Consider the following 15,087-nt stretch of genomic DNA (forward strand, 5'->3'; position numbering starts at 1 on the left):
TGCGATGCTTGGATACGCACGCGCCTTGGGATGGATCGCTATCCTGTTCGTGCTTGGCGGCTGCTGGGACATGGTAGAGGTGAGCCGCTCTTCCCTGATCACCGGCGTCGCCCTCGAACCCGGACAGGAACGCGACGTTCGAGTAACGATCGAGGTGCTGAACGCGGCGGAATCCATGAGCGCGGAAAACGGAAGAGGCGATGCGCCCGCGAAGCTATACACGGCCGAGGCGGATACGCTTTCCGAAGCCGTCAACCGGATGAACGAGCAGTTCGACAGAATGCTGATCGGATCGCATATGCAGGTCATCGTGGTCGACGAGCGGCTTGCGCGCCAAGGACTAAACCGCTTTATGGATTTTTTCGTGCGTTCCCGTTACGTTCGGGAAGACGTCAATCTCATTATTTCCAAAAAGAACGCGGCGTCGGAATTGCTTCGGATTCCCTACCCCGGCGGCATGAACGCCGCTCTCGCCATTCAGTCGCAAATTTATAATCTCAATCGAATCTGGGGTGGCGCAAGCAAAAGCCGGATGATCGACTATACGATTGCGACCCAGACGCCTGGCCGCGAATTATTGCTAGCCGGGGTATCGGTCGAGGGTCCCGTCAGCCAGAACATTGACAGCGTTAAAACGCTCGAGCCGAAATCGTCCATTCGCTTGACGGATACGGCCGTCTTTAAAGGCGATAAGCTCATCGGCTTCCTGCCGTCCGCCGATATGAATATCGTGCTCCTTGCCAACGATAACCTGGAGCAGACGACGGTGTCCGTACCGATGCCGCAAGGCAAAGCGTTTGCGGGGGTCCGGCTCATACGGCTCCACGCCTCCAAGTCAGTCCGGATGCTCCACGGAAAGCCGAAAATGACGTTGAACGTGCAAGGCGTCGGATTCATCGTAAGCCTGGGCGCCGGCCTGCCGATCGACCAAGCAGCCGGTTACCTGGAGCTCGAGCGGTTGACCGAGGATTATGTCAGAAAACGGATTGAAGCCACCGTCGAAAAAGTCCAGACTGAGTATGGATCGGATATATTCGGTTTCGGAGAATGGATGTACCGGCACCGTTTCGGCGAATTCAAGCGGATCTCCGCAAGCTGGAACGAGCTGTTCGCGAAGGGAGAGCTGTCGGTCGACGTCGATATCCAGCTCGAGCGGTCCGAATTGAAAACCAAAAATCATGCCGACATCCAGTAAGGGCCGGATGGCTGTACTTCAGAAAGAAGACGCGAACGGCCGAAAACAGGCATCCGTAGCGCTTGCGGAGGCTTGTTTGGCACGCGTCATGCCGGCTCCTCGAAAAGAAATCGATTTGAGGCTGATACAAACGCGAGCCGGCATTCGTCTTATCTATCGAAAGGGGGCATGGCTGCGGCATGGAGGAAGGCGCGCAAGTACCCGAGCTGTTCCAACGCTTGTTCCGGGATCACTATCCCGGCGTGGCGCGAAAGCTCTACGCATTGACCGGCGATCGCGCGGTAGCGGAGGATCTCGCCCAGGAAGTGTTCCTCAGGCTCTACCGTCAGCCGCCCGACCGATTGGAAGCCTGCGGCGCCTGGCTGCACCGGGTGCTGACCCGGGTGGGTTACGACTATTTGAGACAGCGCGCGTCGGGCAAGGCGTTGTTGGAAAAAGAGACCGCTCGCGTAGCGGCGTGGTCTGAAGGCGCCGCTCCTTCGGTGGAGTCGGAAGTCATCCGGGAATGGGAGATCGATGTCGTCCGCCGGGTGCTGCACAAGCTCTCGGACCGGGATCGGACCGCCCTGCTGCTGCGGGAAGAAGGATACAGCTACGAAGAAATCGCCCATCGGATCGGGGTTAATCCGAAGATCGTCGGCACGCTGCTGGCCCGGGCGGAAGAACGATTGAAGAAGAAATACGGTAAGGAGGAGGCTCCAAGCGATGAATCACGAGGACAAAAGGAACGGCGGGAAACCGGACTTTGATCCCGAGCGAGCTTGGGCGCGGTTCGAGCGGGCGACGGCTGGAGAACCGGTCCCCGCGTTCTGGCGGCAGGCTGAAGTAGAACATCATCTAAAGGACGGTGCGATCGATATGGAGAGGACGAACGCAAACGGCGCGGCGCCAACGACGCTGGCAGCCGTGGCAGGCCAAACGGCCGGCGCAATCGCATTAAAAAACGCGGGAGGCGGCTGGCGGACCGAAAAGCCGGCGAAGCGCAGGCTGCGGAGACTGTCCGCCGGCGCAGCGGCGGCTGCCGTGGCCGTCTGCCTGTTCGCCACCCCGCTCGGGGACCGAACGATGGCCGCGATGCTCGATACGTTCCGCATTCAGCACATGGTCGGCGTCGGGATTTCGGAAAATGACATGGCCTCCATCTCGAGCCTGCTCGAACGCGGCTCGCCCGACGGAGATCAGAGCTTCGACCTGGCCCAATACGGCACGTTGACCCAAACGGGCGGCGGCGAATCGCGCACCGTGACCTGGGAAGAAGCTGAAGCCCGAATGGGCGGGCCGCTGATCCGGCTGGACAGCCCGGGCGAGCCTTCCTTCCAGCCGGCTACCGTGCTGACGTTCCGTCTGAACGTCAAAGCCGTCAATCGGCTGTTGACCCGATTGGGAAGCGACACCACCCTGCCGGCAGCCGCCGACGGCAAGGCGATCAAGTTAAGCATTCCGGACGGCGTCTCCATGGAGGGCGCTTTGGCAGGCAAGCCGGCTCGGCTGCTTCAATTCGGCAAGCCCGCGCTGACGGTCGAAGGCGGCATCGATGCGGCCGTCGTCCGCGAGGCGATCCTGGGTCTGCCGGTGCTGCCCGATAGCCTGCGCACCAAGCTGGCCGCCATCGGCGACTGGCAAAGCACGCTGCCGGTTCCCGTGCGCGAAGGCGCGACCGAGAGCTTGCGGCTGAACGGATACGAGGCGATCATGACAGAAGGCGACGCCAGGCGCTTTCTGCTGTGGCTCGACGGGGACCGCATGAGCCTGCTGAGCGCCGAAACCGACGATTTTAAGGCGCCGACCGACTTCAGGCGCGCGGCCGAGGCGCTTGTCCAGCCATGATGATGATCGATACGGCGGACTTGACCAAAACGTACGAAGGCCGCGGCGGATGCCGCGGCGTCACCTTGCAGGTGCCGGAGGGCTGCATTTTCGGCCTGCTGGGACCGAATGGCGCCGGCAAGAGCACGTTCGTTAAAATGCTCGCCGGCCTTCACCGCCCCGATTCTGGGCAGGCCGTCATGCTGGGTCAACCGCTCGGTCAGCCGGAGGCACGGCGCAAGCTCGGGTATTTGCCCGAGCTGTTTCGCTTTCAGGAGTGGCTCACGCCGACGGAGGTGCTCCGCTTCCACGGCCAGCTAGGCGGGCTGCGACCGCGGGACACGCGCTCGCCCGCCTTTCGCAGCCGGGTCCGGGATACGCTGGAGCTGGTCGGCTTGGCGGATGCTGCTGACCGGAGGGTCGGCGGCTTTTCCAAGGGCATGCAGCAGCGACTGGGCCTCGCGGCGGCGCTGCTCCTCGATCCCGAGCTGGTGATTCTGGACGAACCCGCTTCGGCCCTCGATCCGGTCGGCAGGCACGAGATCCGAAACCTGCTGAAGCGGCTTCGGGCCAATGGCGTGACGGTATTTCTCAACACGCATCTGCTGGAGGACGTCGAAGCGCTATGCGACCAAGCGGCCTTCCTGTACGGGGGCGAGCTGCTGGCTTCGGGCCCGCTCCGCGAGCTGCTCGGCGGTGCCGGCGACGGCGGCGTCAACTGGCGATTCAAAGTCGGCGGCTGGCTGCCCGACACGCTCGCGGCGCTTGGCGAAGCCGCAGGCGAACCCTTGGTCTCCCCGCTGCGGCTCGTCGAAACCGATGCGAACGGCAACGCCGTCTTGTCCGCGCGCGTGTCCGATCGGGAGCAGGCAGGCTACCTGTGCGCGCTGTTCATCCGTAGCGGCCTGACGCTGTACGAATCCGGTCCAGAGTCGAACAGCCTCGAGGATTGGTTCATCCGGATGGCAGCTTCCCGTCAAGGAGGCGACTTGCAATGACGATGTACATCTCGGCAACCTTCAAGGAGCTGACGCGCAAGCGAGTGTTCCTGGTCACGCTTATTTTAACGGTTCTCTTTCTTCTTCTGTTCGGCTTCGGGCTCAGGGAAGTGGCTGGCATGACGGAGGAGGAGCCGAACCATGCCGCCAAGCAGTTGATGGACAGCATGGTTTTCATGGTGCTCGGGCTCTTTTTCGCGCAATTTCTGGCTTCCTTTTTCGTGCTTTTTTCGTCGATGGGGACCGTCACGGGCGAGCAAGAGAACGGTCTGCTGCTCGCTGTCGCCGCCCGGCCGCTCCCACGCTGGAAGCTTTATCTGGCCAAGTGGCTGGGACATGCCGTATGGATCGCCGCCTACAGCGCGGTTCTGTTCGTCGCCATGGTGTGGATCGTCCACGGCGCCACCGGCCTCCACCTGTTCGTAGAAGATTGGCTGCGGGGCTTCGCCTTGTTTATCTGGATGCCGCTCTTGCTTCTCACCCTGTCCATGCTAGGCTCCGTTTATTTGCCGATGCTTGGAAACGGCATCTGCTCAGCCCTGCTGTACGGGCTTGCGCTCTTCAGCGGTCTCATCGAAGGGATATCAAGCGAAGGAGGAACGCTGCTCGGCATGGAAAAATTCACCCTGCTGACCGGACTGATCGTGCCGACCGACTCGGTCTACCGGAGAAGTTTATACGAGCTTTTGGGCGGATCGGACTGGGCCGGACTGACGAGCACCTATTTAGGCCCCTTCTCCATCCCGACCGTTCCCTCGAACGCCTTTCTCTTTTATACGGTCGTCTATGCGGCGGTGCTGCTCCTGCTCGGATGCAGGGCGTTCAGCCGGAAGGACCTGTAGCGCCGCCATTTGCGAACCAACGTATCAAACGCAAGGACCCGCGGCAGTCGTTAAGCCGCGGGTCTCCTTGCGCTGATGCTTCGTCAACGGCTATGCGAAAAATCCCTTCGCGCAGCGATGCAGATCGACGGCGTAATGGCCGAAGCCCTCATCGGTCGGATGCACGCCGTCCGCGCGTCATCGAAGCTCGCCGGATGGAAGTCGTGCTGGCGCCGTCCTCAATGCGGGTACAACGTCTCGAATTCGACGCCGCAGGGTCCCCCGTCGGCGTTCAGTGCCAGCTCCACTTCCGTTCCGTCTGCATGATACAATGGCCGGTAATATTGGCCGATGCGCGTAGCGGACGCGTTGGCATAGTGGCAGATGAACGCCCGGCGGAACCGGTCCTTCGTCTTGTTGCGGTACGATCCGTGGATCAGGTTCCCATTGAAAAAAAGCACGTCTCCCGGCTCCATGACGACGGGCACCGCTTTTTGGTCCTTCGGCGGCTTCACGAAGTGGGTCGTGAACGACTCCTTTGCGTCGGCGTGTTCGGGACATACGATCTCGTAATCCTGCGTTTTCGGCACGACCAGCATGCCGCCGTTCTCCTCGTCCGCTTCGTCGACCGCGGTCCATGCGGCGATGCAATTGCCAGGCTCCACTTTCAAGTAAAAGTTGTCCTGATGCAGCGCCTGGCCTTTGGCCCCTGGAGGCTTGTAGTAAAACATACTTTGCGCGGCCAGCGGCGGCTCCCCGTACAAATCCTCCAATACGGCTAACGCCGGCCCGTGCAGCATGTACCGCTTCGCCGTGTCGTTGAATCGGTGCGGGTGCATGACCCTCGGGAATCGCTTCAGCGGTTCGTCTGCGCCCGCAGTCATGTCCGGTTCGTAGTAACCCGGCACGCCAGTGCGTCCGATTTCTTCGAAGGTATCCTTGATTTCCTGCAGCTGCTGCGGATCGTATAGCCCTTTTACGATTAGAAAGCCCTCATTGTCGAACTTATTTTTTTGTTCCTCGGTCAAGCATTTAAGCGCATATGCCATGTCTTCTCCTCCTCGATATCGTTATGCCGGCCTTCCGGTCTTGCAGGTCCAGTATATTTTTTTAGCGCGTCGACGAGGAGTAGCAATCCTGCTTTTCTCTCACACAATTCTGCTGTCCGCTGGATATGGGCTTCGATAGGCGCTATGCTGTTATAAAAGACTGCGGCAGGGAGAGCGATTCAGTGGAAAATTACGACGAGCCGTCTCGATATAGCGGATTTTCCTCGGGCAACATCATCGCCGGGCATTTTCAGGTCGACGACAGCTATGCAACCAGCCGGCCCCAAGGGATGGAAGATTGGCTGATTGCCTACACGCTCGACGGCAGCGGCTTCTTCGCGATTCCCGGCGAAAAGAAAAATTGCGCGCGCGGGGATATCGTCCTGCTGGGTCCCGGCACGCCTCATACGTACGGCACGACAAAGGGCGATGCCTGGAATTTCGTATGGGCGCATTTTGCCGCCCGGTCGATCGGGGACAAGCTGCTGCCGGCCGAGCCGTTATCTGTGCTAGTGTTGGAGCCCGGTTCCGTGCAAACGAGAATATACGAGGCTTTCAGAAGGGTTCTATCCGATTCGCGAGAAAGAAGCGAGTTCTGGCACGACCTGTGCCTGAACTCGCTGCGCGAAATTTTAATGCTGCTGGCGAAGGGGCAGAGCCGCAAGCTCGATCCGCGGGTCGTGGATGCCATGCATTTTTTGTCGGAGCATATGCGCAGCCCCGTTCAAATCGAGACGCTGTCGAAGGCAATCGGACTATCGCCCTCCCGTTTGTCGCATTTGTTCAAAGCGCAAACGGGTTTGTCCGTCATCGACGCGCTCAACCGGATGCGGATCCGGCAGGCCGCACTGCTTCTGGAGCATACGGACCGCAGCGCCTCGGAGGTCGCCTACGACGTCGGCTTCCACAATTACAATCACTTCATGAATCAATTCCGTAAATGGGCCGGTACGAATCCAAGCGCATTCAGATTGCAGCAGCGGCCGGACGGCGGATGAGCGTTCATGCGGCGGAAACGGCAAATAGAGCGGATCATTTCCGCTCTTTTTTGCGATTCATGTATTTGCCGAGCCTCGCACGCCCGGTCAGCGTTCGAATCCGAGCGACCAAATCCGCTCATATTACGCGTCATGCGTTCTTCTTCAGGCTATGGACGACTATCTTCCTGCCGTTTTAACGATATCCCCTTCGGTCAGGACCTCTGCCTTTCGGATGATACGTTTCACCTTTTCACTTGTTCTCCCAAACTTTACGCCCGTTTACACACTGTCGGCGCCGCCTCTCCATCTATGAGACCTTATTCGACGCCCTCTTTCCTAGCTTCAAACTCTCTTTACAAACATCCATTTTTTATTATAATAAGAACAAACGTTCTTGTTGGAGGCAATTGTATGACCAGCCGCATTTCGATTCGGGATTCTCTGCCGGTCTATAGCGAGGACGATTGCGAGAGCGCGCTTTTCGCCGCCAAATGGCCGCATGGCTTTCGCTGTCCCCGCTGCGCGCATCCATATTACTATGAGGTTTCTTCTCGCGGTAGGCGGCTTTTCGAATGCCGCTCGTGCCGCCATCAGACCTCCATCACGGCCGGCACGGTGTTGGAAGGCTCCCGTACGCCGCTGACGAAGTGGTTCCATGCGATGTACCTCATGCAGCTTGGCATCAGCGCCAAGCTGCTTGCCGAGCTGATCCAGGTGACATACAAGACCGCTTGGCTGATCAATCATAAGCTTCGCCATGCCATCGGCCAGTGGGATCGCGACCGTCCACTCGAAGGGGCCGTGCAACTGCTCGGCGAATATTACGGCTATGAATACCATCGTCATCTCGGCAGCTCCAATGCCCAACAGACATTAAAGCCCCAGCCGATCGTGGTAGGCGCCACCCTCGATGAGTCGGACCAGTTCGTCCATCTCAAAATGAAAGCCGTCGACGGTCCCGAAGGGAACGATACGACGAGGAGAGGCGTTGCGGACGGCGAGGAAGCAGCGGAGCGTTTTGTGCAAAGACATGTCGCCGGCGGGCTTGCCGCAGGACATATGAAGAAGCTCGAGCCCGGCCACCGTGGACGGTCGCCGCTCCATTTTGCTTGGAGAGAAGCAGTAAAATGGCTGTCCTGGACGTTCGGCGGAATCGGCCCTAAGCATTTGCAAGCCTATCTGAACGAATTCTGTTTTCGTTTGACGTGCCGCGGCGCGTTATTGGCCGAGCTCATCGGATGCTGCGGGACGCGAAACAGAATTACTTATCGAGGTCTGGTAGGCCCAAGATCGGGCATTCGTCCACTAAAGTGGGGTTACAGGCGCCCGGCGCAACAACAGGATCGGCGTGCCGTTTAGCTGCCTTGCTTCGAATAAGGCAGTTGGCTTCTTAGCGCTCACTCCTTGCTGAACGGGATCCTATAGCGTGCAGAAGCGAGATTGAAAGTTGCGTAGCATGCGGAAACCGGAGGCTGTAGCATAACGATGGGACCGTCTTTGATGCCCAACCTTCACTGGAACGGTTTTACGCCAAATTCAACTTGCACCTGGCCAAGAAATCTTTGACCGACGCGATTCCCTGAGGCAAGGAACAGAACCGTCTCTGTCCTGACGCAAGGGGATATCGTTCAAACGTTGCAAAAGGCCTTGTGCCATCCAGCGATAGATCGAGCACTGACCTGCTGCTGAATCGCCGGGGATAAGGCTAAGCATATGCAAGAAAAAAAGCAGCCGGTTATTCGGCCGGCTGCCTTATCGTCCAAACTTATAGTTGATTGGCCCACTTCCGCAAAATGCCGGCTTGCTCGGCCGTCAGCTTCTTGCCTGCGAGCGCGGCGACCGAATGATCGTAGGCTTTCAAAATCCCGCTTTTAGCGGTGTCTTCGCCGCGTTCCTCGGCCTGTTCCGCCAGCTTGAGCTGAGCGCACAGCGCCAGCGCCACGCCCTGGTTCGAGCCCAGGAACTCGTCGGAGACTGCGCACAGGCTGTCATAATCCGCATACACCTCGTAGCCGAATTCGGCCGATGCCTCGTTGCCTGCAACGTCGGACGCCTTCGCCGTCACGGCGTTCGCGCCTGGCGCTAGCTCGTAGGCGGGCAAGTCTACGAGCGGTTGTCCGCAATTGTCCGACGCGATGCCGGAGAGCGAATCGACAGCCGCGCAGCCGATCGTCGCGCGCTGGTCGATCCTGAATTTTGCGGCGCCGGTCATCGTTATTGTCGGCGCGGTTTTGTCGATGTTGATGTCTAGCGTACGCGGCGTTTCCCGGTTATAGGCGCGATCCTCCGCGAAGTAGGTAATCGACGTCTTCCCTTCGGCCGATACGCGGAATGTGGCCATATCGCCGGCCGTCGTGACCGGCTCTCCGTTCATCGCTCCGTGGACGGCATACGTGACGGACGCCACGCCGCTCCCGGCTGTATCCGTCGCGTGGACGGTCACGTCCGCATCCTCGTTAATCCACCCCTGCGCATTCGAATCGGGCGACACGCTCGCCGTCGATACCGGCGCGTCGGTATCCGCCTTCGATACATAAAAATCGTCGTAGTAGGCATCGGAAATATTGTAGCGCGTCGTCACGGCGATCAGCCTTGCGTAGACAGCGCCGGCAGGCGCGGCGCCCGACAAGACGACATCCTGCCACTGCTGAAGCCGGCTCTCGTCCAGATGAACCTGCAGCGTGCCGACCTCGGCGTCGCTAGCGTTATAGAAGCGGAACATGAAGCTCGGCTGTCCGGATTGGATGAAAATCTTCATGCCGGCCGTATAAACTTTTCCCGGTTCGACCGGAATCCTATCGCTCTGCAGCGCGACCGAAGCCGTCCGTAGCGTATCCTTGATATTCAGGCTCTTCGCGCCTGAAAAAACGCGATCCCCGCCAACGGCATAGTTGTAGCCGCTGCCGACCGCGAACATCGGGCTCCAACCCGGCACCGCTCCCGCGGTTCCTGCCTCTTCGAAGCCAGCGTTCGCGACCGCAAGCGGGATGCCCGCCGGCGGCGCCTCGATCTCTCCGTCGACCTGAATGCGATACAAAATCGTATTGGTCGCCGCGTCCGTCATATAAAGATTGCCGTCGACGCCCAGCTCGAACCGGGAGGCGTCGGCGATCGTACGGAAATCCAGCGTTTTTGGATCGACGACCGTCAGCTTGTTATTGAACAGGACGTACAGCAGTCCGTCCGCCGACCAGCGAAGCTGGAAGTGCGCCCACTCCGAATAGTTCAACTTCGGATAAATTTTTTTGCTTTTGACGATCTCGTACGTGTCCGGGTCAAGCGCGAAAATATATTCGTTCGATGTGCCCCAAATGAGGCCGTCCGGACCTTCCGACAGGTCGCCGATGAAGATCGGCTTGTCGAGGCCGGGGATGAGCAGCGGGAACTCCGTTATTTTCTTGTCGCCCGCGACGTCCCATACGAAGATTTTGGCCTCCGCTTCGGTCGGCACGGAGCCGAGTCCGCCGCGGATCGTCGTCGAGCCGAAAAGTTTGCCGTCGTGATAGGCCAGGCTGAGCACGCTCTGATTTTGCACAACGTTCCGATGCACCGTGCCGGTGCCGGTCGCCGGATCGTAGACGGTCATCGAGCCGCCCAGCGTGCCGTACGTCGGGATCGTCGCGATGTAAAGCTTGCCTTCCGCGGCCGTCATATTAACGAGACGCTCCTGGTCATCGCCCAGCTCGAACACCCGCTTCGGATTGTTCTCTCCCGGCGCGGCGTTCCGGTCGAATGCGTACAGCGCTCCTTCCGGATAAACGCCGAAGTACATCTTGTCGCCAAGCGGGTAGATGCTGTCCGCTTGTCCCATCGCATACGACGTGACGGACAGATCCGAAGGATCGATCGCCGCGCCGCGGCTCGTCTGCACGCCGCTCACGAACAGCTTGCCGTCGGGCGCGGACTGAATCCGGTCCACCACGCCGGGCGTGCCGGGCACGACCGACGGATACAGATGGACCTGCTTGGTCTCGATGTTCAGAATGGCAACGCCGCCGTCGAATCTCACGGTCACGAGATTTTTGCCCGGCAGCTCCGGATGGTTGGGAAACTCGACCCAATCGGCACCGCGGAGGCCGCTTCCGTAGGTCATCCCGGTTAGCGCCACTTCATGCGTCGCCAGATCGAACGTCTTCAGCTGCTTGTCGGACATAAAGTAGATTTTGCCGTCCAGCGAATCCGTCTCGTGAAGCCCTGTGACGTTATCCAGCACAACGTCAAGCCACGACTGCGTCTCGGTATCGTACAAATACCCCGGGCCCGGCACGCCGGTCCCGTCCGTATATCGGGCGAACAGGTAACGGTCGTCGATCGTGTCGAGGTCGTAGACCGTATCCTTGCCCGCCGGCACGGACAGCGCTGCAGCGATATCGGTCTTTTCCCCCGTCGCCAGGTTTACCTTGACGATCTGATGGTGAGCCGTGCCCGCGTACACGTTGCCGCCCTGGTAAGCGATAGACCTGACGTACTCCTGCGGGATATTGCCGATGACGCGACCGTAATCCTTGGTCTCCCGGGTCGACGGGTCGTATCGGTACACCTTCCCGCCCGGATACGTGCCGACGTAGACCCGACCCTGGTCGTCCGTCGTGATGCTCATCGGCCAGGATTCGCCGCTGAACGTCGCCACGACCTGCGGAGTATGCGTGACCGGCGAGTAACTCCACAGCCGCGATCCGCTGCCGTCCGCAGCGATATAGACCGTACCGTCCGGCGCGACGGTATGCGCCCAGGAGCTTTCCGACGGCGCGAGCGGAATGCTTCTCAGCAGCTTGTAGTCGTAGAGGTCGATGACGTTAAGATTGCCGGGCTTGCCTTTGGACGTCGTGTATAGCACGGGTCGTCCTTCTTCCTCGCCTACCGTGCCGTTAAAGATCGAGACGGTGTAATTCAGCGGAGGCAGCAACTCTTCGGGACTGCCGTACGTTTTTTGGGACAGCCTGCTCTCTTCCGCGTATCCTTTTAAGCCACCGATGCCCGCCAGCCCCGACCACAAAACGACGACCGCCAGCGCGACTGCCAACCTGCTTCGCATAAATGCATCTCTCCCCTCAGGCTTGCAGAGTTCGCGACCCTGCTGCAGCCCAGAGTATAGGCAAGGGCGGCCGGCCCGTAAAGGAAGCGTTTTCTATTTCATTCGTTTTTTCGCGCGCCGATCGTTGCGAACAGCCCTGAACCCAATGGAATCAAGGCTTCCGCCGATGTGGCATTTGCTAAGGAGGTAGATTATGGTCAATTGCCGGCGTTGACCGATTATCCGCGCAAAAGCCGGCCAGCTCTTGCCCTGACCGGCTGTTCGTCGCGGATGTGCAAAGAAAGCTTTAATCGGAAGCGATCAGGCTTAGCGAGAGCGTCGATGTTCTTCCGCTTCGGCTGGTCGCAACGACATTTATCGCGTTAGATCCTTCCGTCAGATTCAGCGGAACTTGAAATACGTTCACGTAGCGCGTGCTATATGGCGTCGTTTGTGTCGCGCCATTCAGCGTAACTTGCAGCTTCACACCTTCGTTCGATCGGCCGTTAAGCAAGTAGCTGCCGCTCGGAACTGCGCTGTCGTCCGTTTCGTCCAGCCCGACTTCGGGATCTTCGGAGCCGCTCGAAGAGACGGGGCTATGCGTCGCGCCAACCGGATCCTCGGAAGCTAACGAGAATTTTACGGCGTCGGCAATCGTATACTCGGTAGTGGAGTTCGACGTTATCTTTACATACTGATCCGTCCCGGCCTCGAACGGATAGGTGCCGATGAATACCCATTGATTGCCGTTCGTCTTCTGATTCACGGTTTTCGTCGTATCGATCCCGCCGTCGTATCCGATCTCCAATCGGGCGGAGGCGGCGCGGTCAGCGCTTGCATTCCACAGCATATAGACGTTGTACTCGCCCGGAATCGTCACATACGGCGTCCACGTCGCCTGCTTGTTCGACAGTTTGTTGCTGTGGACGTAGTCTTCTCCAAAGCGGGATGCCGAGTAAGCGCTGGTCACCCAACCTGCGCTTGCGGCAAATCCGGAGTCCCGATTGTCGACGATAATGTCCAAAGGCTCCTCCGGCAGCGTCGGGTTCGAGGCGTCCCCGTGAACGACCTCCAGGCCGGCATTGGTCGTTTTCATGATGGCGATCATATCGGTATACGGCTGATCCTGCTGATTGAGCAGTCCGATATTGAAATTCTCGCCGTCCTTCCTTCCGGTTACGGCTTGATCGTAGTACGAGAACCATCCGGAGCCGACGAAGAGCGGGTTGCGCAGCTGACTTTCCGTAAAGGCTTTGTAGCTAAGACCCCGGTCCGCGACCGTTGGGACGCTCGTTGCCGCATTTACCGCAGACAGACCGTGCTGGGTCGCGCTGAACGTATACTCCAGGTTAAGCAGCGGTTTGCCGAATTGTTGGTAGCGCGCCATCCAATTCGGATCTTTCGTATAGTTGTCGACCGAGAACGCGTCAACGAATTCCATCGATGCCGCATCCCAATCGAGGCTGGTCCGCCAGGTCGGCACGATCGACGAGCCCAGAAATAAATGGTTCGTATCGTACCGGTCGATGATCGTGGTGACCGTCGAATAGAACGTTCTGGACGCAAGCTGGATATAAGCCGACACGTCTGCGGCCGGAACCTTGGACAGCGTGATCGGAACCGCTTTCAAAGCTTCGAACGATGCCGCATTCGTTCCCAAAATCTGATTGGCCTCCGCGAGATTCTGATCATGCCGCTGCGCGAACAAATCGACGAACTTTCCCTTCGCGGGCGAATCCGCGCCGAGGGCCAGTACCTTGGCGACGATGTCGGAGCTCCATCCGGCTTCATTGTCGTACGTATAGCCGATGAGCCACGGATCGCTCGCCGCCGCTTGGAGCTGCGGCTGAAGCGAAGCCTCGATGATCGATTCGGCCTGCGGATCGAACACGTCGTACGTCCAATCGATTCTGGTTAGATTCGGCGGGTCCTGCAGCACCATGATATAAGGAAACGTAACCGTATTAGGCTTCGACCATTTGCTGAACGCGTTGAATCCCCAATCGATCAGCCGCTTTTTCGTGATGTCCTCCCACTTCGCTTCATAATCGCTGCCGTACTTTTTCATAATATTCGCCGTCACGAAGCTGACCCGCTCGCCGTTGGCGTCATCGGAGTAGGCGTCTGCATAGGTCACAGGGTCGGGGAGCTCCTCGAAAACCCTTCGGGGCGTCCCGTCCGCCTTCTTAAGCGGCGTCCCGTATCCCCATTCCCAGATGCTGGTCGTATCGACGCCCTTCAAAATAAAAGGGTACCCGTCCGGCGTAATAAACCACCAAATGCCGTCGATCTGCTGAAGCCTGAAATAGCCGCTTGCGGCCTGCCTCTCCATCGCTTTGATCCCGCCGTACGGATCGTAGACGTCTGTATCCAGTTCGACGTCATCGAGCGCGGCAGCCTCTGACGTATATTCCTGCTGCAGCTGCGCATCCGTCGTCACCTTGCCCGGCCAATCGTCATAAATCCACTGCCCGTACCGGTCCGCCATTAATCCGTCCTTTTTCATTTCGTTCTGTAGCTCCGAAAGCGTCAATGCCGGCCCGGGATTCTGTCCTTCCTCCCCGACGCCCCGATAAATCTGCACTTCGCTCAGCGGAATGTGCTGATAGGCATGCGACCGCTTCATATCGATGACGATAAACCGCGCGACGGCGTCGTGCAGCGGAAAGTTGACGGCGTAATTAAGCGCGGTGCCGATTCTGACATGCTTTCCGGCCAGATAATAATAGTCCGTATTCGCTTCCGGCCGGTACTTCACGACGATTTCCTTGAAGCCCCAATAGGTATTCGGAGAATTCATGACAACGTTGATCCGGTCCAGCGGATAGTCCTTCAGCAAATCGATGACGACCTGAACCGTGCCGGGTAAACTCCCGTTGCCCATCCATCCCGCATAAGTCGTCGTCGATCCGTCGAGCAGCTTGCCCGTGGAGGCGGGGATGATTCCCGTTGCGTTGTAGTCGGGCGAATTTCCCGCATTTGGAGCCAGGCTGAAATAATAGTTGCCGGTTCGAAGCACGGTGCCGGGATCTTCGCCGTGAATGCGGGATGTCGGAAGAAATGCGACTGCCAATACGAAAGCCAGGAGGAGCGGCCAAAAACGAAACGGATGCCGAGTTTCCATGATGTTCGCCTCCCAAAGTATCTTGCCTCTCGCAAGGATAAAAAAAGAAAGCACGGTAGACGGGATTCGTCTGCGGTGCTTTCTACGAATGGAACTGCGT

Annotated in this window: 10 protein-coding genes; 7 read left to right on the plus strand and 3 right to left on the minus strand. The window is 58.9% G+C overall.

Annotated features, from left to right (window positions below; translation table 11 throughout):
- Nucleotides 1-4 precede the first annotated feature (4 nt).
- The 5 genes from KB449_RS15140 to KB449_RS15160 all read left to right on the plus strand — a co-directional run bounded on the left by KB449_RS15140 (nucleotide 5) and on the right by KB449_RS15160 (nucleotide 4,841).
- Nucleotides 5-1,195 (plus strand): Ger(x)C family spore germination protein, encoded by a 1,191-nt coding sequence (locus KB449_RS15140; RefSeq protein ID WP_282912821.1) that lies wholly within the window; start codon nucleotides 5-7, stop codon nucleotides 1,193-1,195.
- Between the two features lie 179 nt (nucleotides 1,196-1,374).
- A complete protein-coding gene (locus tag KB449_RS15145) occupies nucleotides 1,375-1,944 on the plus strand; it encodes a sigma-70 family RNA polymerase sigma factor (protein ID WP_282909177.1) in 570 nt (189 codons plus the stop codon).
- Nucleotides 1,901-3,022 carry a hypothetical protein gene (locus tag KB449_RS15150; RefSeq protein WP_282909178.1) on the plus strand — a complete coding sequence of 374 codons (1,122 nt, stop codon included), beginning with the start codon at nucleotides 1,901-1,903 and terminating at the stop codon, nucleotides 3,020-3,022. Before KB449_RS15145 ends, KB449_RS15150 begins: the two co-directional genes overlap by 44 nt.
- Nucleotides 3,019-3,999: an ABC transporter ATP-binding protein gene (locus KB449_RS15155; protein WP_282909179.1), complete on the plus strand. Its 981-nt coding sequence runs from the start codon at nucleotides 3,019-3,021 to the stop codon at nucleotides 3,997-3,999. Before KB449_RS15150 ends, KB449_RS15155 begins: the two co-directional genes overlap by 4 nt.
- Nucleotides 3,996-4,841: an ABC transporter permease subunit gene (locus KB449_RS15160; protein ID WP_282909180.1), complete on the plus strand. Its 846-nt coding sequence runs from the start codon at nucleotides 3,996-3,998 to the stop codon at nucleotides 4,839-4,841. Before KB449_RS15155 ends, KB449_RS15160 begins: the two co-directional genes overlap by 4 nt.
- 218 nt (nucleotides 4,842-5,059) lie before the next feature.
- Here KB449_RS15160 and KB449_RS15165 read toward each other — a convergent pair whose 3' ends face one another.
- Nucleotides 5,060-5,869, minus strand: a complete 810-nt coding sequence (locus KB449_RS15165) for a phytanoyl-CoA dioxygenase family protein (RefSeq protein ID WP_282909181.1) — start codon at nucleotides 5,867-5,869, stop codon at nucleotides 5,060-5,062.
- 182 nt (nucleotides 5,870-6,051) lie between these two features.
- Between KB449_RS15165 and KB449_RS15170 the strand changes: the two genes are divergently transcribed.
- Together KB449_RS15170 and KB449_RS15175 are read left to right on the plus strand one after the other, a co-directional pair.
- Complete coding sequence (locus KB449_RS15170; protein ID WP_282909182.1) at nucleotides 6,052-6,867, plus strand: helix-turn-helix domain-containing protein; 816 nt, start codon at nucleotides 6,052-6,054, stop codon at nucleotides 6,865-6,867.
- Between the two features lie 393 nt (nucleotides 6,868-7,260).
- Nucleotides 7,261-8,208, plus strand: a complete 948-nt coding sequence (locus tag KB449_RS15175; protein ID WP_282909183.1) for a transposase — start codon at nucleotides 7,261-7,263, stop codon at nucleotides 8,206-8,208.
- Between the two features lie 406 nt (nucleotides 8,209-8,614).
- Here KB449_RS15175 and KB449_RS15180 read toward each other — a convergent pair whose 3' ends face one another.
- Nucleotides 8,615-11,884, minus strand: a complete 3,270-nt coding sequence (locus KB449_RS15180; protein WP_282909184.1) for an NHL repeat-containing protein — start codon at nucleotides 11,882-11,884, stop codon at nucleotides 8,615-8,617.
- A gap of 286 nt (nucleotides 11,885-12,170) precedes the next feature.
- A complete protein-coding gene (locus tag KB449_RS15185; protein WP_282909185.1) occupies nucleotides 12,171-14,987 on the minus strand; it encodes a golvesin C-terminal-like domain-containing protein in 2,817 nt (938 codons plus the stop codon).
- Nucleotides 14,988-15,087: the final 100 nt, after the last annotated feature.

It is taken from the genome of Cohnella hashimotonis (assembly GCF_030014955.1).
GTDB lineage: Bacteria > Bacillota > Bacilli > Paenibacillales > Paenibacillaceae > Cohnella > Cohnella hashimotonis.

Bases quoted from the DNA above. Each gene is read 5' to 3' on its own strand.
- KB449_RS15140 (WP_282912821.1), top strand. From the start codon at position 5: ATGCTTGGATACGCACGCGCCTTGGGATGGATCGCTATCCTGTTCGTG.
- KB449_RS15165 (WP_282909181.1), bottom strand. From the start codon at position 5,869: ATGGCATATGCGCTTAAATGCTTGACCGAGGAACAAAAAAATAAGTTC.
- KB449_RS15155 (WP_282909179.1), top strand. From the start codon at position 3,019: ATGATGATGATCGATACGGCGGACTTGACCAAAACGTACGAAGGCCGC.
- KB449_RS15185 (WP_282909185.1), bottom strand. From the start codon at position 14,987: ATGGAAACTCGGCATCCGTTTCGTTTTTGGCCGCTCCTCCTGGCTTTC.
- KB449_RS15180 (WP_282909184.1), bottom strand. From the start codon at position 11,884: ATGCGAAGCAGGTTGGCAGTCGCGCTGGCGGTCGTCGTTTTGTGGTCG.
- KB449_RS15150 (WP_282909178.1), top strand. From the start codon at position 1,901: ATGAATCACGAGGACAAAAGGAACGGCGGGAAACCGGACTTTGATCCC.
- KB449_RS15175 (WP_282909183.1), top strand. From the start codon at position 7,261: ATGACCAGCCGCATTTCGATTCGGGATTCTCTGCCGGTCTATAGCGAG.
- KB449_RS15145 (WP_282909177.1), top strand. From the start codon at position 1,375: ATGGAGGAAGGCGCGCAAGTACCCGAGCTGTTCCAACGCTTGTTCCGG.
- KB449_RS15160 (WP_282909180.1), top strand. From the start codon at position 3,996: ATGACGATGTACATCTCGGCAACCTTCAAGGAGCTGACGCGCAAGCGA.